18 protein-coding genes and 3 pseudogenes are annotated in these 25,192 nt (G+C 37.3%); 10 read left to right on the top strand and 11 right to left on the bottom strand.

What is annotated here, in order from left to right; genetic code table 11:
• Positions 1–62 precede the first annotated feature (62 nt).
• Together tldD and BN200_RS01130 are read right to left on the bottom strand one after the other, a co-directional pair.
• On the bottom strand, positions 63–1,481 hold the full coding sequence (gene tldD, locus BN200_RS01135) for a metalloprotease TldD (RefSeq protein ID WP_019220565.1): 1,419 nt from the start codon (positions 1,479–1,481) through the stop codon (positions 63–65).
• Positions 1,482–1,587: 106 nt separating this feature from the next.
• Complete coding sequence (locus tag BN200_RS01130; RefSeq protein WP_019220564.1) at positions 1,588–2,127, bottom strand: invasion associated locus B family protein; 540 nt, start codon at positions 2,125–2,127, stop codon at positions 1,588–1,590.
• A gap of 395 nt (positions 2,128–2,522) precedes the next feature.
• On the opposite strand from BN200_RS01130, the gene cyoE reads away from it, so the two are divergent.
• From cyoE to BN200_RS09520, 5 genes and pseudogenes are all read left to right on the top strand, one after another.
• Positions 2,523–3,455, top strand: a complete 933-nt coding sequence (gene cyoE, locus BN200_RS01125; protein WP_019220563.1) for a heme o synthase — start codon at positions 2,523–2,525, stop codon at positions 3,453–3,455.
• Positions 3,456–3,640: 185 nt separating this feature from the next.
• Positions 3,641–4,672 (top strand): 4-hydroxy-3-methylbut-2-enyl diphosphate reductase, encoded by a 1,032-nt coding sequence (ispH, locus tag BN200_RS01120; RefSeq protein WP_019220562.1) that lies wholly within the window; start codon positions 3,641–3,643, stop codon positions 4,670–4,672.
• A 23-nt stretch (positions 4,673–4,695) separates the two neighbouring features.
• On the top strand, positions 4,696–5,655 hold the full coding sequence (locus BN200_RS01115) for a homoserine kinase (RefSeq protein WP_019220561.1): 960 nt from the start codon (positions 4,696–4,698) through the stop codon (positions 5,653–5,655).
• Between the two features lie 5 nt (positions 5,656–5,660).
• Entirely contained in the window at positions 5,661–6,128 is a 468-nt protein-coding gene (gene rnhA / locus BN200_RS01110; protein WP_019220560.1) for a ribonuclease HI, read from the top strand.
• A gap of 228 nt (positions 6,129–6,356) precedes the next feature.
• Positions 6,357–6,776, top strand: a pseudogene (locus BN200_RS09520) (integrase); the annotation flags it as partial.
• Here the strand turns inward: BN200_RS09520 and BN200_RS01105 are convergent.
• Positions 6,771–7,625, bottom strand: a complete 855-nt coding sequence (locus BN200_RS01105) for a protein-disulfide reductase DsbD domain-containing protein (protein WP_019220559.1) — start codon at positions 7,623–7,625, stop codon at positions 6,771–6,773. The pseudogene BN200_RS09520 and the gene BN200_RS01105 overlap by 6 nt on opposite strands.
• Before the next feature lie 71 nt (positions 7,626–7,696).
• Between BN200_RS01105 and BN200_RS01100 the strand changes: the two genes are divergently transcribed.
• Positions 7,697–8,281: a YqgE/AlgH family protein gene (locus BN200_RS01100; protein WP_019220558.1), complete on the top strand. Its 585-nt coding sequence runs from the start codon at positions 7,697–7,699 to the stop codon at positions 8,279–8,281.
• A 47-nt stretch (positions 8,282–8,328) separates the two neighbouring features.
• Here the strand turns inward: BN200_RS01100 and BN200_RS01095 are convergent.
• The 7 genes and pseudogenes from BN200_RS01095 to BN200_RS01065 form a co-directional block, all read right to left on the bottom strand.
• Positions 8,329–11,213: pseudogene (locus BN200_RS01095) on the bottom strand (EAL domain-containing protein).
• Between the two features lie 438 nt (positions 11,214–11,651).
• Positions 11,652–12,932, bottom strand: a complete 1,281-nt coding sequence (locus BN200_RS01090) for a M16 family metallopeptidase (RefSeq protein WP_019220557.1) — start codon at positions 12,930–12,932, stop codon at positions 11,652–11,654.
• A gap of 84 nt (positions 12,933–13,016) precedes the next feature.
• On the bottom strand, positions 13,017–14,414 hold the full coding sequence (thrC, locus tag BN200_RS01085; protein WP_019220556.1) for a threonine synthase: 1,398 nt from the start codon (positions 14,412–14,414) through the stop codon (positions 13,017–13,019).
• A 643-nt stretch (positions 14,415–15,057) separates the two neighbouring features.
• Positions 15,058–15,423 carry a hypothetical protein gene (locus BN200_RS01080; RefSeq protein WP_019220555.1) on the bottom strand — a complete coding sequence of 122 codons (366 nt, stop codon included), beginning with the start codon at positions 15,421–15,423 and terminating at the stop codon, positions 15,058–15,060.
• A gap of 240 nt (positions 15,424–15,663) precedes the next feature.
• Positions 15,664–16,017: a hypothetical protein gene (locus tag BN200_RS01075; protein WP_019220554.1), complete on the bottom strand. Its 354-nt coding sequence runs from the start codon at positions 16,015–16,017 to the stop codon at positions 15,664–15,666.
• A 177-nt stretch (positions 16,018–16,194) separates the two neighbouring features.
• Positions 16,195–16,542 (bottom strand): hypothetical protein, encoded by a 348-nt coding sequence (locus BN200_RS01070; protein ID WP_019220553.1) that lies wholly within the window; start codon positions 16,540–16,542, stop codon positions 16,195–16,197.
• Between the two features lie 958 nt (positions 16,543–17,500).
• A pseudogene (locus BN200_RS01065) lies at positions 17,501–18,201 on the bottom strand (HAD family hydrolase).
• Positions 18,202–18,602: 401 nt separating this feature from the next.
• Between BN200_RS01065 and BN200_RS01060 the strand changes: the two are divergent.
• On the top strand, positions 18,603–19,691 hold the full coding sequence (locus BN200_RS01060; RefSeq protein WP_425277063.1) for a site-specific DNA-methyltransferase: 1,089 nt from the start codon (positions 18,603–18,605) through the stop codon (positions 19,689–19,691).
• A 50-nt stretch (positions 19,692–19,741) separates the two neighbouring features.
• Here the strand turns inward: BN200_RS01060 and mutY are convergent, their stop codons facing one another.
• Positions 19,742–20,800: an A/G-specific adenine glycosylase gene (mutY, locus tag BN200_RS01055; RefSeq protein WP_051007739.1), complete on the bottom strand. Its 1,059-nt coding sequence runs from the start codon at positions 20,798–20,800 to the stop codon at positions 19,742–19,744.
• Positions 20,801–21,007: 207 nt separating this feature from the next.
• Between mutY and BN200_RS01050 the strand changes: the two genes are divergently transcribed.
• The 3 genes from BN200_RS01050 to ppdK all read left to right on the top strand — a co-directional run bounded on the left by BN200_RS01050 (position 21,008) and on the right by ppdK (position 25,109).
• The gene (locus BN200_RS01050) at positions 21,008–21,508 is read left to right on the top strand and encodes a DUF721 domain-containing protein (protein ID WP_019220550.1); all 501 of its coding nucleotides are present in this window, start codon (positions 21,008–21,010) and stop codon (positions 21,506–21,508) included.
• Positions 21,509–21,593: 85 nt separating this feature from the next.
• Complete coding sequence (locus BN200_RS01045; protein ID WP_019220549.1) at positions 21,594–22,250, top strand: DsbA family protein; 657 nt, start codon at positions 21,594–21,596, stop codon at positions 22,248–22,250.
• Between the two features lie 183 nt (positions 22,251–22,433).
• Positions 22,434–25,109 carry a pyruvate, phosphate dikinase gene (gene ppdK, locus BN200_RS01040; RefSeq protein ID WP_019220548.1) on the top strand — a complete coding sequence of 892 codons (2,676 nt, stop codon included), beginning with the start codon at positions 22,434–22,436 and terminating at the stop codon, positions 25,107–25,109.
• The last annotated feature ends 83 nt before the right edge of the window (positions 25,110–25,192 follow it).

The raw sequence follows: 25,192 nt of genomic DNA, 5'->3' as shown, positions 1-25,192 counted from the left end.
CTAAATGGAAAAACTCTTTTAAATTCTGTTGAATTTTTTTTAATCAAGTTGATTTGTATCTTTCATGCAAGTGCTGTTCCACCAATTGTCATATTATTAATGCGCAGATGAGGTTGTCCAACGCCAACAGGAACGCTTTGTCCGGCTTTTCCGCACATACCGATACCATTATCAAGTTTGCTATCATTTCCGATCATTGTAATACGTTTCATGGCTTCTGGTCCGTTTCCAATAAGAGTTGCACCTTTAATGGGGGCTACAATTTTGCCATTTTCTACTCTGTAAGCTTCCGTGCATTCAAAGACGAATTTTCCAGAAGTAATATCAACCTGTCCACCACCAAAGGAAACAGCATAGATACCGCTTTTGAGTGAGGATAAAATTTCTTCAGGTGTTTTATCGCCTCCTAACATGATCGTATTTGTCATTCGTGGCATTGGTGCATATGCATAGGATTCACGCCGTCCATTTCCAGTTGGCTTAACACCCATAAGCCGAGCATTTAGCCTGTCCTGCATAAAACCAACAAGTTTTCCATCTTCAATAAGAACGTTATATCCTGATGGTGTACCTTCATCATCAATGGTGAGTGAACCACGGCATTCTGGAATTGTACCATCATCAACAACTGTCACACCTTTTGCAGCAACTTGTTGGCCCAAAAGTCCGGAAAAAGCAGATGTTTTTTTGCGGTTAAAGTCTCCTTCCAATCCATGGCCTACGGCTTCATGAAGCATAACGCCAGGCCATCCGTTGGCTAAAACAACATCAAATGTTCCTGCTGGAGCTGCTTCTGCTTCTAAGTTTATAAGAGCCATACGCAAAGCTTCATCGGCAGCTTCTTTCCAATTGTTTTCGCTAATGAATTGGCTAAATACTTGTCGTCCACCACATCCGTAGAAACCATTTTCACGCCGATTACCCTCAGCAGCAACCACAGATATAGAAAGTCGCACAAGAGGACGGACATCACGAACAAGATGGCCATCAGCGCGTAAAATTTCAACATGCTGTAGTGAACCGGAAAGAGAAACAGTTACTTGATGCAATTTATCATTTTTTGCACGTAGATAGTTATCAATTTTTTGCAAAAGTGCGCTTTTTTCTTCAAATGATGGAACATTAAGAGGATTATGTGGTTGATAAAGTTTTTTGTTTGTTGGTTGAGGAGCTGCGCTATAAGGTCCCGCATGATTCTTGTAAGTAACAGTTTTTGCTGCTTCACTGGCACGTTTGAGTGCAGCAGCTGATAATTCACTAGAATGCGCATATCCAGTGGCTTCTCCCGCAACAACGCGCAGACCAAACCCCATATCTTGATGAAATGAGCCATTTTTAAGCTGTCCATTATCAAATAAAAGCGTTTCACTTTCTGTATACTCAAGGTAAAGCTCACCATCATCAGCATGGTGAAGTGATTCTTGCACAAGTGATTGCACTTTAGCTGAAGGAATATCAAAATGGTCGATTAGGGATTTCATACTTGTTATTCTCTTTTCATTGATATCTGAAAGGTTTCATTTATTTTTTCAAGAAGCTGTAAAACAAATTATGAGATATTTTGATTCATCAATGTGTATAATTTTATTACATTGGTAAATTTTTATAGGCATCACTAAGTCCTTGGAGGTCAACAGGGCTTCCAATTCCTTGCTCGGGAGTTGTGAAGATAAAATAAGTTGCTGTTTTACCTTTTAAAAAAAATTGTAATATATCATCTTTAAGAACAGCTTCAGCCACACAGTTATCACCCAGACAACGACGATATTCTATTCGTCCCATATTTTTATCGTCAATTTTAAGTCCAACACCAGGGCGCAATTCAACGCGGATGGGAACAAAAACACGCATCAAAACACCCTGATTTTTAGGGAGTTTATAAAAAGTAACCCGCAGGGTAATATCATGGCGATTCTGTGCATGGACGTTTTGTACAACTTCACATTGTATATTCGGTGTACCTGGCGGCAGAGAACAAACTTTTGTCCATGCACCATAGGTTTGTGGGGGAGGGACATTTTGCATGTTTGGTGTTTGTGCAACAGCGTGAGTGATAGAGATATTATAAAGTGCGTAAAGAATAGCAACAACAAAGAAAGTTTTTTTTATCAATTTATAAAGTATCACAGAAAACCTTACCTAAATCAACACTATTGTGCAGAGGTTTATATAAAAAAATTTTAAACTGGAATTGTAACACAAAATCAGTTTCTACCAAAGACATATTAACCCATATTCATGAAAGGAAAAGTGAAAAAACAGTATCCTATAAGGAAAAAGCTTTTAGCTTTGCTGTATGATGTTTGGTAGGATGTATTTTGTTTTTATGATACATTTTTAAATGTAAGAAAAAATGTATATGGAAAAAATGTATTTTTGTTGCAGATACTTCTCTCTGTTTTTAATGGATATCTATAAGATAAGTATCCCCTATGTTCTCAAAAGTACATTAGTTGGTCATTCCCGTATGCCAGAAAATATTTGCCTATGGATGACAGAGATGGGAAAGGTTTGTGAGCGGAATGTCTATTCCAAGAGAATTATCGGTTATAAGTGGTAAGTCCATTTCTCCAAAAACGAGTATTTATGATTATATCACATTATTAAAACCACGGGTTATGTCGCTTGTTGTCTTTACTGCTCTGGTTGGATTGATCCTCTCACCTGTTTCTATAAATCCATTGTATGGTTTTTTAGCAATTTTGTGTATTGCTGTAGGTGGTGGTGGTGCTGGGGCACTGAATATGTGGTATGATGCGGATATTGATGCGATGATGGAACGTACTAAAACTCGCCCTATTCCTAGCGGTAAAATCAGCCCTAAGAAGGCATTTATTTTTGGCATGGTTCTTTCTGTACTTTCTGTATTGATTATGGGGAGTTTCATTAATTGGTTTTCAGCACTTTTTCTTGCATTCACAATTTTCTTTTATATTGTTGTCTATACAATTTGGCTAAAGCGTATAACGCCGCAAAATATTGTTATTGGTGGTGCAGCAGGAGCTTTTCCACCTATGATTGGATGGGCTGCGGCAACCGGCACAGTGAGTATTGAGAGTTTTTTATTATTTTTAATCATTTTTATGTGGACTCCACCGCATTTTTGGTCGCTTTCTCTCTTTTCATCTCTTGATTATGGTGCAGCGGGTATTCCTATGATGCCTAATGTACGAGGTGAGCATTCGACAAAAAAACAAATCTTATTTTATACTATTCTAATGGCAATATGTGCTACTGGACCTTTTGTTACTGGTTTTGCAGGTGTTTTCTATGGTATTTTTTCAACAATTTTGAGCATTATCTTTATGCATTTTGCTTATCGTTTGTGGAAAGCTGATACGCATGATGCAACTATTTTGATGGCAAAAAAGACGTTTTTCTTTTCGTTATTTTATTTAGCGGCTATATTTGGAATTCTTTTGATTGAATTCTTTGTTTGGTATTTTATTCTCTAGTACAATGAAATTAAAGAGAAAACTTTAAATAGCTCCGCTTAAATAATTATTAAGAATGTATCATAGGTGATGCGCTGTTATAGGGCACGAAGCTATTTAAATTTTTCTCTTTACACTGTTTGTATTGTGCGTAAAAATAGCAGGTTTGAACATATGGTCAAAGTTATAAATATTAAGGAGGATTTATGTCTGTACTTTCCCCTTTAATAATACGTCTTTGTAGTCCACGTGGATTTTGTGCAGGAGTTGATCGCGCGATCCAGATTGTTCTTCTTGCATTAAAAAAATATGGTGCTCCGGTATATGTTCGTCATGAGATTGTGCACAACCGCTATGTCGTTGAAGGACTGCAGCAACGGGGAGCCATTTTTGTGGAAGAACTTGATGAGATTCCAGAAGAACATCGTAATCAACCTGTGATATTTTCTGCTCATGGTGTACCAAAATCTGTACCAGAACAGGCTGATCGCTATAATTTATTTTATCTCGATGCAACATGTCCGTTGGTTTCTAAGGTTCATAAACAAGCAATGCGACATCAACGTCATGGACGTCATGTTATATTGATTGGTCATGCTGGTCATCCTGAGGTGATAGGAACAATGGGACAGCTTGAAAAAGGCGCCGTGACGTTAATTGAAACAGTAGAAGATGCCCTACATTATCAACCAGATGATCCAGATAAGTTAGGATTTGTAACGCAAACAACACTTTCTGTTGAAGATACAGCAGGGATTCTTGATATATTACAAAGACGTTTTCCTGCATTGGAACCACCAGCTGCCGAGTCAATTTGTTATGCTACGACGAATCGCCAAAATGCTGTTAAGGCGGCTGCATTAGGGAGCGATTTATTTTTGATTGTTGGTGCACCAAATTCTTCTAATTCAAGACGTTTGGTAGAGGTTGCTGAGCGATCTGGTGCACGACAGTCTATTTTAGTTCAACGGGCTGACGAAATTGACTTTGATCATTTGGGTGCTCTTTCTGTCGTAAGTCTTTCAGCGGGAGCTTCTGCTCCTGAAATTATTGTTGATGAAATTATTTCTGCTTTTCGTGAACGTTATGATGTTACCATAGAATTGGCTGAAACAGTAGTGGAAAATGAGACATTTTTGGTCAATCGCGAATTACGTGACGTTGTTTTGACACCTCAAGACATGGCTTTTATGAATGGTCAAGCTGAGACGCTAAAAAGCAAAAGTCAGGATATATAAATGCCTTCAATGAAAGCAGAATAATGGCGGTTCATACAGATATTGATTCAAATGATTTGAAGGCATTCTTAACACGTTATTCAATAGGTTCGCTTCTCTCCTATCAAGGCATAGTGGAGGGGATCGAAAATTCTAATTTCACGCTGTATACAACAGAAGGAAGATTTATTCTAACGCTTTATGAAAAACGTATTGCAAGAGATGATTTGCCTTTTTTTTGCAGTCTCATGCAACATTTGGGGCGGCGGGGAATTCCTTGTCCTCAACCGGTTATTCAAAATGATGGGACGATGATTGGTGAATTAGCAGGACGTCCTGCTGCTATTATTACTTTTTTGGAAGGGATGTCGGTTCACCACTCCAATGTTTATCATTGTTGCGAAGTGGGGGGGAGTCTAGCTCAGTTGCATTTAGCCGCTCAGGATTTTTCGCTTAGTCGAAGAAATACTCTTTCTCTTGTGGATTGGAAACTCTTATGGAAACGTTGTCAAGTAAGAGAGGATCCGTTGCTTAGAGAGTTTGGACAAAAAATTGATACTGAGTTGGCTTTTTTAGAAGAAAATTGGCCATCAAGTTTGCCGACAGGTATTATTCATGCAGATTTGTTTAATGATAATGTGTTTTTTTTGAACGATTGTCTTTCTGGCATTATTGACTTCTATTTTGCTTGTAATGACTTTTTAGCTTATGATTTAGCTATTTGTTTGAATGCTTGGTGTTTTGAACATGACCATTCCTATAACCTTATCAAAGCACGTGGGCTATTGGAAAGTTATCAAAAAATGAGGCCATTGTTGCCTTTAGAATTGAATGCAATTGTTTTATTGGCGCGAGGTGCAGCTTTACGCTTTTTACTCACACGTCTTTATGATTGGTTCAATACACCGCCTGGTAGTGTTGTTGTTAAGAAAGATCCATGGGAATATTGGCACAAGCTTTGTTTTTTCAGTACTGTAGATTTACGCAGTGAATTAGGTTTTTAAATTTTATGTCACATCAGCAAAAAGTCGTTGAAATTTATACAGATGGTGCTTGCTCAGGAAATCCTGGAATTGGAGGATGGGGAGCAATTTTACGCTGGAATGGTCATGAGCGTGAGCTTTATGGTGGACAAGTGCAAACGACTAATAATCAAATGGAGCTAATGGCAGCACTTTGTGCGTTAAAGGCACTTAAAGAATCTTGTTCGGTCGATCTTTATACCGACTCAGTTTATGTCCGCAACGGTATATCTTTATGGCTTGCAGGATGGAAGAAGAATAATTGGCAGACTGCGTCAAAAAAACCTGTTAAAAATAAAGAGTTATGGCAAACTCTTGAGAATATCTGTTCTCACCATACTATCAGATGGCACTGGGTAAAAGGGCATGCAGGTCATCCAGATAATGAGCGTGCAGATGCACTTGCACGGAAGGCGATTGTTGAATATCGGGAAAATGGATGTTTTTCAAAATAGTTTTTTGCAAGCTTTTCTTTTTAATCACGGAATGAAAAGAAGGTTTGATTTCAGATGCAAGATATTATTTTATAATGATAATTTATCGTTACTCATATTAAATGAGAGCCCCGAATATCGTAAGATTCTCTCATTTCAAATCTGTTTATGTTGAATCACTCAAAATCATTCACTTGCACGTCACAAACGGGATGAGATGTGGGTAAAACTATAGAAGGAAGGAGAACAATGCCTTTTATGAATCGTGTCCCAAGGATTGTCACAACATTGGGAGCTGGTAAATAATAGATGGTGCTAGCTTGTTAATTTCACAAGCATAAAGATGGTGGTGCTCAATGGATTTACCGTTATGCCATTCACGGAAGCTGTTTGAGATGGGCTTGGGTGCCTTGAGAGATATTTTTTAAACAAACCCATGAATTGCAACCAAGTGGCGTTCTATTGTGCGTGAGGGGCGTGTTCTCATTAAAGAACGCAATAAACAAAAGCGTGAGACAATGCGTAATCTCTATTATTTAAAAGAATATTGCTGTAGATGCTTTTGAAAATCGCAAAACTAAACTAAAGAATGATGGTAAGGATGGGAACTGGTTTTTACATTTACACCTTTATATTCTCTCTAAATTAGGCTATCTGCCTGTTTCAGAGAGGAACGATGAATGTTCCACTGAAAGCATAATCTTTAAAAGAAATTGTATAAAAAATAGTGTGGTTTTCTTGATCTGGTATGAAATAAAGTGGAGCGCTAAAGAGTGTATACTCGGCTGTATCACTTACTTTTTTTGCTGGCCCAATTTGCATTTCGCCTCCATCTAAAAAGAGAGAGAGCGGGATGGTGTTCTTGTTATTTTGTATTTTGATGAAGAGGGTATTTGCCTCTTTTTTAGCGCTTATTTTTAACTCATCATGTGTTGTATGAGGTAAGGCATCTTGAGCCTTCTTTAATAGGGATGAAGGAAGCTGTTTATTTTTTTGAATGGATGGAGAAAAACGAAAATTGACAGTAAATGGTAGGCAGATTTTATTACATAATCCAAGAGTGAAAGAACCAGTTAGATTGTCGCTTGTATTGGCGAGGGTGAAAGGTAATAAGACTTCATTTTCATAACCGATTGACCAGTCATTTTCTGTTTCATAAAGCTGTGGTGTAGGGTAAAAGATTTCATAAGAAACTTGTTGCTTGAAATTAAAAAACGGTGCCATGCCCGAATTACCTGGATTACGCCAGTATGTTTTCCATCCAGGTTTAAGAACAATTTCAATAACGCCGTTTCTTACTCTCGAGAGAGAAGGATTGGTGAGAGATAACCTGACGCGTCCCCCATCTGATTCATACCAAGGTGTTGTAACAAGATATGCGTCTTGTTTTGTTTGAGCACTGACAGAGTAGTGAAGCAGTCCTAAAAATACGAATGTTAAGTTTAAAGTAACTAAAAATTCCTTATAAAATAAAATTAGAATATTTTTTAATTTTATAAAGATTTGAATTTTTTTCATTTGAGCTTTATTTTCTTTTTATATGAATTGGACCAAATTTTAACATATAAGTTATGGAGAATAACAGATTAATGAAGCAACGTGATGGCTTTTTAGGTGGACAGTTACTCATAGCAATGCCTGGGATGAATGACAAACGCTTTATTCGTTCTGTTATTTATATTTGTGCACATTCTGGTTCTGGTGCTATGGGGATTATTCTCAATCAATTGCACCATATCGATTTTCCTGAACTTTTGTTTCATCTTGGGGTCATAAACAGTGGTCAAAAAAAACATCTTTCTGAACCCATAAAAAAGTTTCCTGTACGTTATGGTGGACCTGTTGATCCTTCACGTGGTTTTGTGCTCCATTCGGATGATTATGTTTGTGAAGAAACCCTTCTTGTTGCGGATAAGATCTGTTTTACTACAACGATTGATATATTAAAAGCAATCAGTTGTGAAAAAGGTCCTCAACATGCATTGATCGCATTAGGTTATGCTGGATGGGAAGCAGGACAGCTCGAGGCAGAAATTTCCATGAACGGCTGGTTAATTAGCCCCACATCACCTAGTTTTCTTTTTGAAAGTAATTTAAGTAGTAAATATGATGAAAGTTTAATCCGCATGGGAATCAACCCGACCTATCTTGTTTCTGAAATAGGGCACGCGTAGAAAAATCCTACTATTTTCTGAGTTTTAATTCAACAATGTTTCCTATTTTATGCCTTGGTTTTATAAGGGAAGTGATTTTGAACGAGAATGATTAATTCTTCAATGGCAATTGGTTTAGTAACAAGTGTGCTTTGCACATATTTACAGCCTTCTTGACGTAAGAAGAGCGCTTCTTTTTCATTTTCAACGCCTTCTGCAATGATTTGTAAATTCAGATCAATTGCCATATTGATAATAGACTTGAGAATAAGTTTTTTCTTAGGGGAATCGATTGAGATAAGGGAACGATCTAATTTAACCATGTCGAATGGATAGCGGACGAGATACGCAAGTGATGAATAACCTGTTCCAAAATTATCCAATGCGAGATTTAGTCTTAGTGCTTTAATTTGTTCAAGAAAATGCGCTGATTGTTCAGGGTTTTTTCTCAAGACAAACTCCGATATTTCTATCATCAATCCCCCTTTGCTGAGTGGGTGGCGAAGCAGAGTGGAGCGTAATTGACTTATGAAGCGAGGGTGAATCATTTCCGCGCTTGGTAAATTGATTGAAATAAAGAAAGAGTGTTGGAAGAATTTTTCTTGTACATTGATGAGATCAAGAACGGCATTATCGATGATAAATTCTGCCAAATCCATAACAATTTGTTCGTTTTCTACGATCTTGATAAAATCAGAGATGTTAAGATTTCCATAATTTGGATGATGCCATTCCACAATTGTTTCAAAACCAATAATATGTCCATCTGATAAATTAAGAATAGGATGGTAGAGAATTTTTATTTCATTACGTTTTATCGCATAGTGAATATCTTGCCCCATAGTATTATGCTCGAGGCCTAACGTGCGAAAATTAGGGCGAAAAGGTTCAATGTGGTTCCCCCCCATTTGTTTTGCGCGGATCATCGCCAGTTCACTATCATTTAAAATATCTTTGGCAGTTGATCTATTTTCACTCCATGTGACCAGTCCAATTGATGTTGAAAGCGTTATTTTTTTTCTGTAAGTGCAATAGGTGCTGAAATTGTTTTGTGCAGATGATCTGCAAATGCTGCAATTTTTTGTGGTTCAGTTTCGCTGAGTAAAATGATTGCAAAACGATCTGCAGAAAGACGTGATAAGGTATCTTGAAAGTTAATAAGACGGTTCAAGCGGCGTGCTATAATGAGCAACACAGTGTCACCAACAGCTATGCCTAATTTGCGATTAATTTGACGAAAATTGTCAAAGTCAATCATAAAGACGGTTGGTCTAATTTTAATATTTGCTTTAGCTAAAGAGGTATAGTTTTGTAGTCTGTCGAAAAAAATTTGTTGATTAGGGAGTCCCGTTAAGCTGTCGTGGATTGCATCATGCAATAAGCGTTCTTCGGCTTTTTTGTGGTTAGTAATATTAACAATGGTACCAATAACACGGGTAATTTTTCCATCTTTTTGCATAGCTGGACGTGCACGAAGAGAAAACCAGTGATAATAACCACCACCGGAGGACAGTCGAAAAATTTGATCGATGCGTCCTTTTTTATTTTTAAGGATGATATCCAAGACGGCTTGAAAGCGCTCACGATCATCATGGTGCAAAGCTGAAATCCAGTTTTGCATAGGACCATTAAGGTTGTGAATTTCAATTCCAAAGAGGGGTTTCATATCTGGATGCACAACAATACGATCACGTTCGACATTCCAATCCCAAATAATATTTCCAGCTCCCTTTGCAGCGAGCACTTGCTGTTCAAGGTCAGAAAATATTCCTTCATGGAAAGCATCATTGGAAAAAGTTTGTTGCATGACAGTAAAACTGATGAGAAGAACAATCAGCACTAATCCACCTGATAAAGCCGGTTGCATGATATCATTGTTTACATATCCCGCTATGCAAGCATAGGCTCCCAAACACCAACAGCTGATGAGCAGCCATGTTGGAATAAGCATGATTGCGCGGTCATAACTTCGGATTGAAAAATAGCTGATTAAAATGATACCAAGCACAACGGTAATGCCAAATGACAAACGGGCTATTCCAGCTGCTCTCGTTGGGTCATAGATAGCAAACGCTCCCAAACTACAAAGAGCGATAGTCCATACTATTGCGCCATAACTGAAGTGATAATGCCAGCGGTTAAGACAGAGATAGGTAAAAAGGAAAACGAAGAGTGTGGCGGCAAGCGCTACTTCTGTACCAGCACGCCAGATTGGCTGTGTTGTTAGTGTAACGGCAAAGAATTTATTTAAAAAATTGAAGTCTATGCCAATATAAAAAAGCACCGCCCAGGCGATAGCAGCTGTTGCAGGAAAAAGAACTGTACCACGAACGACAAAAAGAACAGTTAAGAGAAGCGCTAAAAGTCCTGATATACCAAGAAGAATACCGTGATAAAGCGTATAAGAATTAATGGCATCTTTATAGGCTTCAGGTTGCCATAAATAGATTTGCGGTAAATTTGCAGAATTAAGCTCTGCGACAAATGTAACAACAGCACCAGGATTAAGGGTAATACGAAAGATATCAGAGTTTGCACTAGGTTGGCGATCAAGGGAAAAACCTTCGCTTGGCGTGATGGATTGAATGCGCGCTGATCCAAGGTCAGGCCAAAGGAAACCGGAGTGTGCCATGCGATAATGGGGAGCAACGATAAGACGGTCAACTTGTTCGTCTGTTGGATTTGCAAGAGAAAATACCGCCCAATTTCCAGAAAATTTTTCACTTTTCGCCTGCACTTCAATGCGCCATACAATACCATCTGGTCCTGGCACTGTACTTGTTTGAAAGATAGAATTGTCCGTATGATGAATTTCGATAGCTCTTGAAAGATCAAGAGCGGCATCCTGAGAAGAAATTTTAACAGGCTCAATTGCTTGTACTGATGTAAGATGGACAAAAGAGCTGAGGATTATAACAAAGATGATGTTAATTATTTTACGCAAACTCTTCACAATGTTTCACTCTCAGAATTTTTTATGATGTTTCATTTAAATTGATCTTTTCAAGAAAATATGTCCACCTTTTATAATTTATTCTACATAACGAAAAGTTATCGTTTCCTTTTAAAAAGTCACGTTGTCTCACACAAATATAGACTACATATCTGTTTACCTCAATGAGGTTTTAAATTGATAGAATTTCATTTTTAGGGGAGAAAAAAATTAAGCCATTAGTTTCCAGATTTCACAGATGTTTACGAGATTCCTTATCACATGAAGCGTAAGTTGGATAGTTTTGTACATTTCTTTGATAAATATTTTCTAAAATTATTCAGGAAGAAGATTTTTTGTGGTGAATTTTATCGTAAGACGCGTACATTGATTATATTATTCAGTTTTTTACACTTCATCATCACCAATAATGCATTAAAGCGTTTGAGAAAGGTTAATTTAAACTGATTTCATATTTGATGAAAGTGTTGATGTTAAATCATCAAAATTCATGAGAGAGCCAACAGGTCCAACAGCTGCTAATGTTGGAGTAGAATTGATAAAAAGACGGCTAGCCAAATCAGTTAATCTTGCGGGAGTAATAAGCTCTAAGCGTTCAATCGTTTCAGATATTGGAATTTCTCGACCATAAAGAAGCATTTGACGAGCAATGAAACTGGCTTGACTAGAGGGATTTTCCTGCGCCATTGTAAGGCTCGCACGGTATTGTGCTCGTGCTCGTTGCAGTTCATCAGTATGGATATTTTTGCTTGCCTTAGAGAGCTCATCGAGAATTACAGGAAGAAGTTCTTTTAGTTTTTCTTGTCCGGTGGCAGCGTGAAGGCCAAAGAGTCCGATATCTGAAAAACCCCAATGAAAAGCATAAATAGAATAGCATAATCCGCGTTTTTCTCTTACTTCTTGAAAGAGTCGCGATGACATACCTCCACCAAGAATGATTGAAAGAATTTGCGCAGCATAAAAATCACGTGCATGATAGGCACGCCCTTCAAAACCAAGAACAACTTGTGTGTCCATGAGATCACGATATTCACGAAAATCGCCGCCGACATAATTAGCAAGGTTGGTGAGAGGTGCTGTCGAATGGGGACGAAACGTGCTAAAGCGGCTTTCAACTTCTTGTAGGAAATTTTCATGCTGTACAGCACCTGCTGCAACTACGATCATACGGTCTGCGCTATAGTGTTTATTCATAAAACTATGGAGGTCAGCAGATGTAAATGATTGAACTGTTTTTGGTGTTCCTAAAATAGAGCGCCCAAGAGACTGGTGACGAAAGGCTGTTTCAGTAAAGTGATCAAAAACAACATCATCAGGAATATCGAGTGCAGCACCAATTTCTTGAAAAACCACTTGTTTTTCTCGTTCTAATTCATCCTCATCAAATTTTGAATGCATCAAAATATCGGCAAGAATGTCAATTGCAAGGGGGATATCGTTTTTAAGTACGCGTGCGAAATAGGCAGTTGTTTCCATACTGGTAGTGGCATTGATTTCGCCACCGACATCTTCAATATCACGTGCAATCTGAAAAGCTGTACGGTTTTCCGTTCCTTTGAAGGCCATATGTTCAAGAAGATGGGCCATGCCATGCTGCGTGAAAGTTTCATTACGTGAACCAACTTTAACCCATATTCCGAGAGCTACACTTTCAATTTGTTGTATTCTACGTGTAGCGATGGTCAAACCATTACTCAGGCGGCTAATATCTACACCCATGTATTCACGACTCCGTCAAACAAGCCAAATACTTTCATTATAAAAGTATTGGAATATTATTGATTTAAATTAATGCAGCTAACTTTAATAAGATGCACGTGATTTTAAAGAAATATAATCTTTTACTATTTTTTCATCATTAGCAAGACCTATAAAATGTTCTTCACGTTCCATTAAATTGTTGAGACGAGATGGACATGGGGCATTAAGTCCACAGGCATTTTTGATGGCATCAGGAAATTTAGCAGGATGAGCAGTAGAAAGGACGATCATCGGAATATGAGGTTTTCTGTTTTCACGAGCTACTTTAAGTGCAACAGCAGTATGTGGATCAGCGAGATAGCCACTTTCCTTATAAACCCTTTCAATTGTTTGTGCTGTTTCAGCTATATTACTTTTCCCTGCAGAAAACAGGGAGCGAATATTTTTGAGCTGCTTTTTGTTGAGATTAAAATATCCTGATTTTTTCAAGCTTTTCATTGCATCGCGAATCCATACCGGATCACGCCCACCACTTTCAAACAGTAAGCGTTCAAAATTAGAAGAGATTTGAATATCCATAGAGGGCGATGTCGTGTGGATTATCGGCCGTGTTTCATAAGTGTTGTTGGTCAATGTGCGTACGAGGATGTCATTATCATTTGTTGCAATGACCAATTGGGCAATCGGTAACCCCATACGGGCAGCAACGTACCCTGCAAAAATATCACCAAAATTTCCAGTAGGAACAGTAAATGAGACAGCTCTATCAGGAGCACCTAAGGAAAGTGCGGATGAAAAATAATAAACAATCTGCGCCATGATACGGGCCCAATTTATAGAATTAACGCCCGAAAGCGCTTTTTTTTGCCGGAAATTATGGTCATTAAACATTGCTTTAACCAATGCTTGGCAATCATCGAAATTCCCTTCAATGGCTATGGCGTGCACATTGTTGCTATGATTGGTTGTCATTTGCCGCTGCTGAACCGGTGATATGCGCCCTTTAGGAAACAAGATAAAAACGTCTGAATATTCTCTTCCTGCAAAAGCTTGTATTGCAGCTCCCCCTGTATCACCTGATGTGGCAGCAATGATTGTTGCATGTTTATTTTTTTGGATAAGAACATAATCCATCAGCCGAGAAAGAAACTGCATTGCGATATCTTTAAACGCCAAAGTAGGACCGTGAAAAAGTTCAAGAACAAATTCATCAGGGCCAGTTTGCAGCAATGGACAGATTGCAGGATGATGGAAGGTAGCATAAGATTCAGAAATCATATTCTCAAAAGAGGTATATTCGATTTCGTTATTCACAAAGGGCCAAAGAATAGTTTTAGCGATTGTCGTATAGGATTGACCACGAAGTGCTCGTAACGCATCGAATGATAACTGAGGGAATTGTTCTGGAAGGTACAGTCCACCATCATTAGCCAGTCCTGTCATGATAGTTTCAATAAAGCCTAAAGCAGGAGCCTCACCTCTCGTGCTGATATAGCGCATAAGTTTTTTCCTTCGTTTATTTCTAACAAGTTGGTGAAGTTATTTATTTCATGTTTTTAATGATATTTGAATGATTAAATCAATGGAAGTTTGTTTTCTTCTTCTTATAAAGGATGAAAAACAGTGTGATTAACTTTTGAGGGTGTTGAAACTTAAAACATGAATATTCATAGAATTTTTGTCATAGAGGAGAGATTTTTTTCTATTATTCATTCTCTTATTTTACAATTCATGTTATTTGATAAATTTTTGGCCAATTATTAAAATATAGATGATAATATTTATTGAATAGATTTCTTGCAAAGATTTAAAAATCAATTATTCTTAGTTTTTTATTATTATTTTTATAATAAAAATATCATCTACAAATTAATATTTTACAAATGGTATAGTATGATTCATGTTGGAGGATTTATGAGGTTATTTCATGGAGTTTAAGCTGTACTTCTAGAGTCATTTTTATTTCGTTTAAGTGTCAGTTTCCATACTGATAGGTATTATATTTTGCTAGTCAGTATTTATTGGTAATGAATAAGGTTATTGAATAACAGAAGCACAAGAAACAGTCTGCCCAATTATGTGAGACAGACTGCATTTTAAAAACTACTTTTAAAAAAGAAAAAAGTAGCCTGATAATTTACAGTTATTTTCCTTTAATTTTACCTACTGCCCATCCAAGTATACCAGTAAATATACCCATGATAGATCCGATCAGGAAGCCAAAACCAATAGCTCCTGCAGCAGTAAGAGCTCCTAGCGTAATAGGCTCAAACACCTTCTCAATTTTTCCTTCAGTGTCAGTTTCATTTTGTGCTGTATAAGTGAAACCGGGTGTATGGAAAGCAGCCATATTGACTGCTTCCTTTCTGTGTTTTATTTCAGAAACAGAAAATTTCTCTTGCTGGGGATTATTGCTCAAATGATTTGCATGAGCATTTATAATTTGTGAAAGAGAAAAAAACACCGTGATAAAAACACTAAACACTTGATTTTTAAATACTTTAACCATAATTTTACCTCAAAATATTTTGAATTAATTGTTCATCAAATGCATCTAAAAAGCTAGGAGATGCAGTTACAGGAAATTGGCTCGTTTTTTCTCACAAGAACCAACGATGTGTTTTATGGATCACAAAATAATGGGTACAGAAGAGCTTAAACTCTTTGTGTTTTCTATACTGAATTATTAAGTTTCCATATTTAAGAAAGAGGTTTTGTGAGCTTTAACTTTTTTGGTATCTAAGGAGATTTATTTTTTGTATCTGATGAGATTTATTATCCACCCTAAGAACAGACCCGCTGCAGTTGTTGCGTACCCGATTGCTATACCAATACCAAAAATCCCTATTGTGATAGGTTCAACTACTTTTTCAAATTTTCCTTCAAGAGCAGTTTCGTTTTCCGCTTGATGATTGAAGTTTGCGGCATAAAGAGTAGTTATGTTGATTTCTTTGTTTTTTCCGTGTTCTATTTCAGAAACAGAAAGTTTCTCTTGCTGAGCACTATTACTCAAATGATTTGCATGAGCACTTATGATTTGTGAAAGAGAAAAAAACACCGCGATAAAAATATTGAACACTTGACTTTTAAATACTTTAACCATAATTTTACCTTAAATACTTTTATTCTTTAATAAAGATAAGCAGATTCATCAAGGAAGCCAGTAAATGCAGAAAATGGCAGTTTTTGATGATCTTTGCCACTTATGGGAGGGGAGATACACTCCATTATGTGCTTTTATGATGTTGTAAGCACATAATGAAGGTATTTTTTTTGTGCTTTACTTTTTGAAGAGTGCTATGATTTGCGTTATCCATCCTATTATAGTTGAAATTGCGCTGATGGCGTATCCAGCGGTCATTACTCCTACACCTATTGTAAGGGGTCCAACTACCTTTTCAACTTTTCCTTCAAAAGCAGCTTCATTCCCTGTTCCATGATTTAAACTTGGAATATAAAAAGAGGCCATATTAATTGTTTTTTTATTTCCCTGTTCTACTACGGAAATACGGGATACTGGTTGAGAGTCATTGTCTAAGTGATTTGCATGAACATTTGCAACTTGTGAAAGACAAAAAACACTAGCTGTGAAAATACTCAAGAGCTGATTTCTAAGTACTTTTTTCATAATTTTACCTCAATATTTTATATTTTTAAATTAATTAAATACATCATCAAATACGGTGTAAATAGATTGTATATATACAAATTGTATTCACATAGAGAATGATATATTAACCATAATGTATATTATTATTTATATTTAATCAATAGTAAAAATACACAATGTAATTATATTTTTTATAATTATTAAAGATATGATAAAATAAGATAAAAATTTTAAAGAAATGTTTTAAAAAATATTTTATAGATTCTTATTGAAATTTTCGTGAATTTCTCATCTTTAGAATGATTATTTATTCTTATTTTGGATATTTTTTATTATAGAATTTTCTTTTTAAATCATAATTATGATTTAAATGATAATAATTAAATGGATTCTAATTAATATTTTCTATTATGTAGATTTATAAAAAATAACTTAAGATGCAAAATGTAACTTTATAATTTATGATTTAAAGTTCTTAAGATAAATTGATGAATACACTGTTTAATTTCTGTTATGTATTAAAAAGAGATATAAAAAATTTAATAAGATGATTAAGATATTTTTGATCTAGTCATAATCTGAATATGAATGCAAATTTATACGTGATAGTGAATGTTATGAACTGTAGGCTCTAGGATAAGAATTGTATTGAGATTTTATTTGCATTTTGTATTTATTATTGTTGCGATTAACTAATTATTATTATCCAACTGCTGAATAGAGTAGGGAGCATATCCAATTATATGCGCTTTTTATTATAAAAAAATGTATAACTTTCATTCACAATGAGTAGAATATACATTGTGTAAAAATGAACTGCCATTGATTATAAGCATAATCAAGAGCAGTTGTTAGCCATACGCAGCCAGTGCAATCAGTTCTTAATTTTTATGGTATGCTTTATCAAGGCAAGAAATTTTTAGTAAAAATATTACTGAGACACAGTATGAGTTGATATCTTTCTAAGGGACTTTTTTTATGATAAATCTTGCCATACTGCCATAGCTTCTAAGACTTCAAGTAAATGGGCATGTTTTGTAATAGCTGTTTCAGCACCAGCCTCTACAAGTGCATTAGAATGCCCAAGATAGCTATGCGAACCTCCAGTAAAACCGATAACACGCATACCTGCTGCTTTTGCAGCATGTACGCCATGAAGTGAATCTTCTATAACAAGAGTATTTTGAGGTTTTGCGCGCAATTGTTGTGCAGCGAAAAGAAAAACATCAGGGGCAGGTTTTGTTTTTTTGTCCCAACTTCAGGAGCAGAAAATATTTTATCTTTATCATCGAAAAAATCATAGAGATCAACGATAGTGAGCATCTCTTTTATATCTGTGCTTTTTGCATTAGAGCATATACAATAAGGATAGCGAGATTGTATAGCGTCTATTGCTTCTCTTATCCCATCGATAGCACGTAATTCAATTTTTATTTGTGCTCGAAAAAGATCTGTCATCTGATCTATAAGAGAAGCAGAAATGGGTTTTCCTGTTTCCTGTTCAATTTTTTTAAGAATATCAAGAAAGATTAGCCCTGCATAACGTGTACTCAATTCTTCAGGTGATATTTCATATCCAGTTTTCTTAAGTAATTGAGATCCAATTTGTGCTGCGAGATATTCAGAGTCTACCAGAACTCCGTCACAATCAAAAATAATGAGATCTATCTGGGGCATGAGATATTCCTTTATATGTTACTTATTAAGCTTGAAAATTTGCTTAAAAATGACAGTGAGAAGACTTTATTTCATAAAAATATGCTCTGAAAACGATTCCTATTGTTTGATAAAACAAAGGGAAGGATATGTGAAGGGTCTCTTGAAACAAAGAGAAATAAGGATTTAACAGTATGAAATTGCTTTATTATTCTTAAAAAAGCAAAACTAATATCAATTTTGCAGAAATGAGCAACAATTTTAAATGAGTTTAACGATCCATTTACTCTATTTTGTGAATATAGATTAATAATGCGGGCCTATAAGTCATTTTTGATTATGGGATAATTTCAGTTCATTGTGTTGGGTATTTCATGTCAGTTATTCAGCTTCAAAAAGACTTTGTCCAGACTTCTTCACAGATGTCATGGCGTAATGAAATTTTAAAAGGAGATTGTGTTGCAGTACTGGAAAAACTGCCCAAACATTCTGTCGATGTGATTTTTGCTGATCCTCCTTATAATTTACAATTAGAGGGTGCTTTATACCGTCCAGATCATTCGCTTGTTGATGCAGTTGATGATGCATGGGACCAGTTTGAGAGTTTTGCTGCTTATGATGCATTTACACGTGCGTGGCTGCTTGCATGTCGTCGTGTATTAAAACCCAATGGAACACTTTGGGTTATTGGATCTTACCATAATATTTTTCGGGTTGGTACGGCTTTACAAGATTTAGGTTTTTGGATTCTGAATGATATTATTTGGCGTAAGAATAATCCCATGCCTAATTTTCGTGGTCGCCGCTTTCAAAATGCTCATGAGACGCTTATTTGGGCTGTTCGAGATCAAAAGGATAAAAAATACACATTTAATTATGATGCCTTAAAAGCTGCCAATGAAGATACACAAATGCGTTCAGATTGGCTTTTCCCTCTTTGCACTGGTGCTGAACGTTTAAAAGATGAAGCAGGACGTAAATTACATCCAACACAAAAACCACAACCTTTATTAGCGCGTATTATTATGGCGTCTAGTAAGCCTGGTGACGTTATTCTTGATCCGTTTTTTGGCTCGGGAACGACAGGTGCTGTTGCTAAACTGTTGGGGCGTGATTTTGTGGGTATTGAACGTGAGCAACAATATATTGATGCAGCCTATGAAAGGATTGCTAAGGTTGAACCTTTAGCCGAACCAGAATTAGCGATTTTTGATAGAAAAAAAGCAGAACCGCGTGTTGCATTCAACAGTCTCCTTGAAGCGGGTTTAATTCGTCCTGGAGCAATTCTTTATGATCGAAAGAAGCAAGTATCTGCTGTTGTAAGAGCCGACGGCACTCTCATGTATAGTGGTGAAGCTGGTTCTATTCATGCGATGGGGCGAAAGGCTCAAGATTCGCAAAGCTGTAATGGTTGGGCATTTTGGTATTATGAGGAAAATGGACAATTGAAATCAATAGATGAGTTAAGAATGGTAATACGTTCGCAGATGTTAAAAACGGGTATTGTATAAGGTGAATGCGTTTACGTTAACTAAAGACTTCATCTATTCAGTGAGGAGCGTTATTTAAACTTGAAAGGATGGGGAATTGCGACAGCAATGGCTTTTTTCATCACGGTAGGGAGTGCCTGTTCAGCAAGATGGTGAATGTTACACCACCAGCCATTTTGATGTTTTATTTCGCGAATACCGTCAATATAGTAGATATCAAGTTTCAAGGAAAAATGGGTAAAAACATGGGTAATTTGTCCTTTAAATTGCCAATTAGCAGTAAAGGGTGCATTTTGGAGTCCATTTGGATTCTTTGTTCCAATATTGTTAGGAATTTGGGTCATACCACCGAGTAATTTTTCACCCTGTCGCTTTTCGAGATAAATTTGCTTCTTTTCATTAAGGACAACAAAAGCGGCACCAGTTTTTGAAAGACGTTCTTTTTTAGGAGCTTTGACTGGAAAAAACTCTGCTTTTTGCATTTTTTCTGCTCTACAAAAACTTTGGAGAGGGCAGAGAGAACAAGATGGTTTACGTGGTGTACAAATTGTTGCTCCCAGATCCATCATAGCTTGGGCAAAATCACCGGGGCGATTTAAAGCAGTAATTTTTTGTGTTTTTTCTTTAATTTCAGCTTTTGCTTTGGGTAAGACTGAGGTGATAGCAAATAAGCGTGCTACAACACGTTCGACATTACTGTCAACAACAGCGACAGGATGGTTAAAAGCAATAGCTGCGATAGCAGCAGCAGTATAATCTCCAATACCGGATAGAGTGCGCAATGTTTTTACAGATTGTGGAAATTGTCCTGCGTAGTTTTCGACAAGCTGCTGAGCACAATTTTTAAGATTGCGTGCACGTGAATAATAGCCAAGACCAGCCCACGCTTTCATAATATCATCTTGTGAGGCTTTTGCTAAAGAAGAAAGGTTAGGCCAAAGTTGCAGAAATTTTTTAAAATAGGGCTTAACAGCTTCGACTGTTGTTTGTTGCAGCATGATTTCAGAAAGCCAAACGCAATAAGGATCAGGGCGGATGCCTTGCATTTGTTCTTCAGGAGTAATACGCCAGGGGAGGTGCCGGTGTTTTTGATCGTACCAAGAAAGAAGGCGTGAAGAAATTTCATGCATGACTTTTGTCAACCATAGGGAGATATAAAATGCAAAAGAAAAAAGTCCTTATTTTGCAATTCATAGTTGGTTTTTTTCTGATTATAGGACTTTTGGTTAAGTCAGTGGAATTTTCTCGATATTTCATTAATTTCTCAGAGTAAGAATTTTTAGATGAAAGAAAAAATTGTTATAATTGGGTAAATGTTTTGATGATAATTTAGAAAAATGAGCAAACAATTGCAAAAGCGCCATTTTTATTCTCTTTCTGAGACGGTATTCAAAATGCTTGATCCAGTTTTACGTAAGCGAACAGGGCTTAATGTTACGCTTATAGAGAATTGGTCACAGATTGTAGGACGTGATATCGCTAAACATACAGTACCACTTAAAATTATTTGGAAACGTCGCGTAGATCAAGATGAAATTTTTCAACCTGGAACACTTGTTGTGGCGTGTGAAGGGTTTGTTGCATTAAAATTGATGCATGAGACAGAGGAATTGATTCAAAGAATTAATGGTTTTTTTGGGTATGTTGCCCTTAATCGCATCAAAATTGAACAAAGGCGCGTTTCGGTTCTCAGTGATCAGTTGCCAAGAAAGTTATCTGTGAGTGAAAAAGACAAAAAATGCGTAAAAAAAATGCTTGAGGGGGTTGAAAATGAAAGTTTACGCCAATCACTTTATGAACTTGGCTGTTGCATTTTTGCAGAAAAAAAGAATAAATAGAGTAGAGTGTTTTGCATATTTTTCTTTAGTATATGAAAGAGTGTTGGATTCTTATTCGTTTAATAACAACAGAAAAGTATTATTGATGATAAACTGTCGTTCCTTTTTGTCTTTCACGGTAATTTTTGCTCTAATAACAACCATACAAATCAGTGTAAACGCCGTTTTAGCTGGTGAAGTTAAGCCAGTTTCAACTGTTGATATGGTGGAACTTCTTAAATCAGGCAAGGTTAAGGATAGGTTTGAGGGAGAGGAAAACGCACCAATAACAATTGTTGAATATGCTTCATTAACGTGTGTTCACTGTGCACATTTTTATAATGATGTACTTCCTCAAATTCGTAAAAAATATATCAAAACGGGCAAAGTGAAACTTATTTTCCGAGATTTTGCTTTTGATTCTCGTGCAACAGCAGGCTTTATGTTAGCGCGCTGTGCACCAGAAGATCGTTATTTTCCTTTGATAGAAGTTTTATTTCAAAAGCAGTCTGAGTGGGTTTGGGGAAGAGATGCTGTCACGCCGTTGAAGAAAATTGGCTTAATGGCTGGTTTTACTGATGAAAGTTTTAATGCTTGTTTGAAAAATCAGTCCATTTTGGATGAAGTGAATGCGTCTTTTGAACGTGGAAAAGAACTTGGTGTCAATGCAACACCTACCTTCTTTATTAATGGTAATAAATATGAAGGTGCGATGTCAGTAGAAGCCTTCTTTTCAGTGATTGAGAGTTTTCTTAAAAACTAAATTTTTTCTTCAGAAGATAGGTGTTGATATTTATGATCGGTGCCCTTCTTTTGGGAGGAAAGGGATTTTGCGTATTGATAAAGCGATGTTTCTTTGGTTTAGCCAATTTTGAGTTGAATATTGCTTTTGAGGATTAGCCGGGATCAAATGATGTTTTGATGCTGATATGGGAGGACTTTTACGATGACAAAATGGGTTTATAGCTTTGGTGATGGCAGTGCCGAAGGAAGCGCAAGTGAGCGCAATCTTCTTGGTGGTAAAGGGGCTAATTTAGCAGAAATGAGTAATCTTGGTCTGCCTGTGCCTCCTGGATTTACTCTGACGACAGAAGTTTGTAATTTTTATTACGCATACGGTAAGTCCTATCCAAAGGAATTACAGGAGGCTGTCGAACAAGCTCTTAAGCATATTGGTGAACAAACAGGACGTGAATTTGGTAACGAAAAAAGGCCACTTTTACTCTCTGTTCGTTCAGGAGCACGGGCTTCTATGCCGGGAATGATGGATACAGTGCTTAATCTTGGCATGAATGATGAAACTGTGAAAGCAATTGCTTTACAAACCAACAATGAACGCTTTGCTTATGACAGTTATCGTCGATTTATTCAAATGTATTCGAATGTTGTGTTGGGATTAGAGCATGCATATTTTGAGGAGATTCTTGATGATTCAAAAGTACGCAATGGTTATGCTATTGATACAGAAATGACAGCGATTGATTGGCAAGATGTTATTGTTTCTTACAAGGCACATATTGAAGAAAAGTTAGGCAAACCTTTTCCGCAAGATCCTGAACAACAATTATGGGGTGCGATTGGAGCGGTTTTTTCAAGTTGGATGACAGCACGTGCGGTCACTTATCGTCGTTTACATAATATTCCTGAAAGTTGGGGAACGGCAGTTAATGTCCAGGCGATGGTGTTTGGCAATATGGGGGAGGATTCAGCAACAGGTGTTGCTTTTACACGCAATCCATCAACAGGGGAAAAAGAGCTTTACGGTGAGTTTTTAGTTAATGCACAGGGTGAAGATGTTGTGGCAGGCATTCGAACTCCACAAAATATCACAGAAAATGCACGTATTGCTGCGGACTCAAATAGGCCCTCTTTAGAAAAAATTATGCCAGAAGCTTTTGGAGAATTGTGTCAGATTGGGCAAAAGCTTGAACAGCATTATCGCGATATGCAAGATCTCGAGTTTACGATTGAGAAAGGTAAATTGTGGATGTTGCAAACTCGTTCGGGAAAACGAACAGCACGTGCGGCTTTAAGAATGGCGATTGAAATGGTTGAAGAGGGGTTGATAAGCCGTGAAGAGGCGGTCATGCGCATTGATGCAAAATCGCTTGATCAACTTCTACATCCAACACTTGATCCTAAAGCAGGGCGTTTTGTTGTTGCACGTGGTTTACCTGCTTCTCCGGGTGCAGCAACTGGTGAAATTGTTTTTACTTCGGACGAGGCAGAAACTGCATCGGTAGAAGGACGAAAAGTTATTTTGGTACGCGTAGAGACAAGTCCAGAAGATATTCACGGTATGCACGCTGCAGAAGGGATTTTAACGACACGTGGTGGTATGACAAGTCATGCTGCTGTTGTGGCGCGTGGTATGGGAAAGCCATGTATTTCTGGGGCAGGGAGTGTGCGGATTGATTATAATACAAACACAATGTTTGCTTCAGGGCAAAGTTTTACAAAAGGCGATGTCATTACGATTGATGGTGGGAGTGGAGAAATTTTTAAAGGCAAGGTTGCGATGTTGCAACCTAAGCTTGGCGGAGATTTTGCAAAATTAATGGAGTGGGCTGATGGGATGCGGCGTATAAAAGTCCGCGCTAATGCTGAGACACCCTCTGATGCAAGAATGGGGCATTCCTTTGGGGCAGAAGGTATTGGTCTGTGTCGTACGGAGCACATGTTTTTTTCTGGTGAACGCATTATTGCTATGCGGGAGATGATTTTAAGTGATGATGAAAGCGGGCGTCGTAAAGCGCTCGATAAGCTTTTGCCGATGCAACGCTCAGATTTTGTTCAATTGTTTGAGATTATGTGTGGTTTGCCTGTTACTATTCGTTTACTAGATCCGCCACTCCATGAGTTTTTGCCAAAAACAGATGCAGAAATTCTTGATGTTGCGAAAGTTATGGGAGTTTCTAAGGAAGCGCTCGTTGAACGCGCACAGCAGTTGCATGAATTTAACCCTATGCTTGGGTTAAGAGGATGCCGTTTGGCCATTACTTATCCCGAAATTGTCGAAATGCAGGCACGGGCAATTTTTGAAGCAGCTGCGGAAGCTGCTCAAAAAACTGCATCTCCTGTTATGCTTGAAATTATGGTACCACTTGTGGCACTGAAATCTGAACTTGATTTTGTCAAAGCACATATCGATCAGGTAGCGTGTGAAGTAATGAAGGAGAAGGGACGCACTCTTCAATACATGGTTGGGACAATGATTGAACTGCCAAGAGCGGCTCTTCTAGCAGATGAAATTGCTGAAACTGCCGAATTTTTTTCATTTGGTACAAATGATTTGACGCAAACCACTTTTGGTATTTCACGGGATGACGCCGCACCTTTTTTAGCAACCTATTTTCAAAAAGGACTTTTGGAACAAGATCCTTTCGTATCGATTGACCGTGATGGAGTGGGAGAGCTGATTGCCATTGCTGCGCAGCGTGGGCGTTCGCAGCGTGCAAAAATTAAATTGGGAATTTGTGGTGAACATGGAGGCGATCCTGCTTCTATTGCTTTGTGTGAAGAAAATGATCTGGATTATGTTTCATGTTCTCCTTTCCGAGTACCAATTGCGCGCTTAGCAGCAGCGCAAGCAGCAATTGCAAAAAAGAGAGAGGCGTTTTAGAGTATTCTTCTGTAGAGTTGCTGTAGTGGCTAAATAAGTTGTTACGGATTCTTCGTTTCTTTCATTACAGAAATAAGATATTG

The sequence above is a fragment of the Bartonella senegalensis OS02 genome (genome assembly GCF_000312545.1).
Lineage (GTDB): Bacteria > Pseudomonadota > Alphaproteobacteria > Rhizobiales > Rhizobiaceae > Bartonella > Bartonella senegalensis.
Note: the sequence above shows the minus strand (reverse complement) of the source record. Positions and strands in the feature narration are given on the sequence as shown.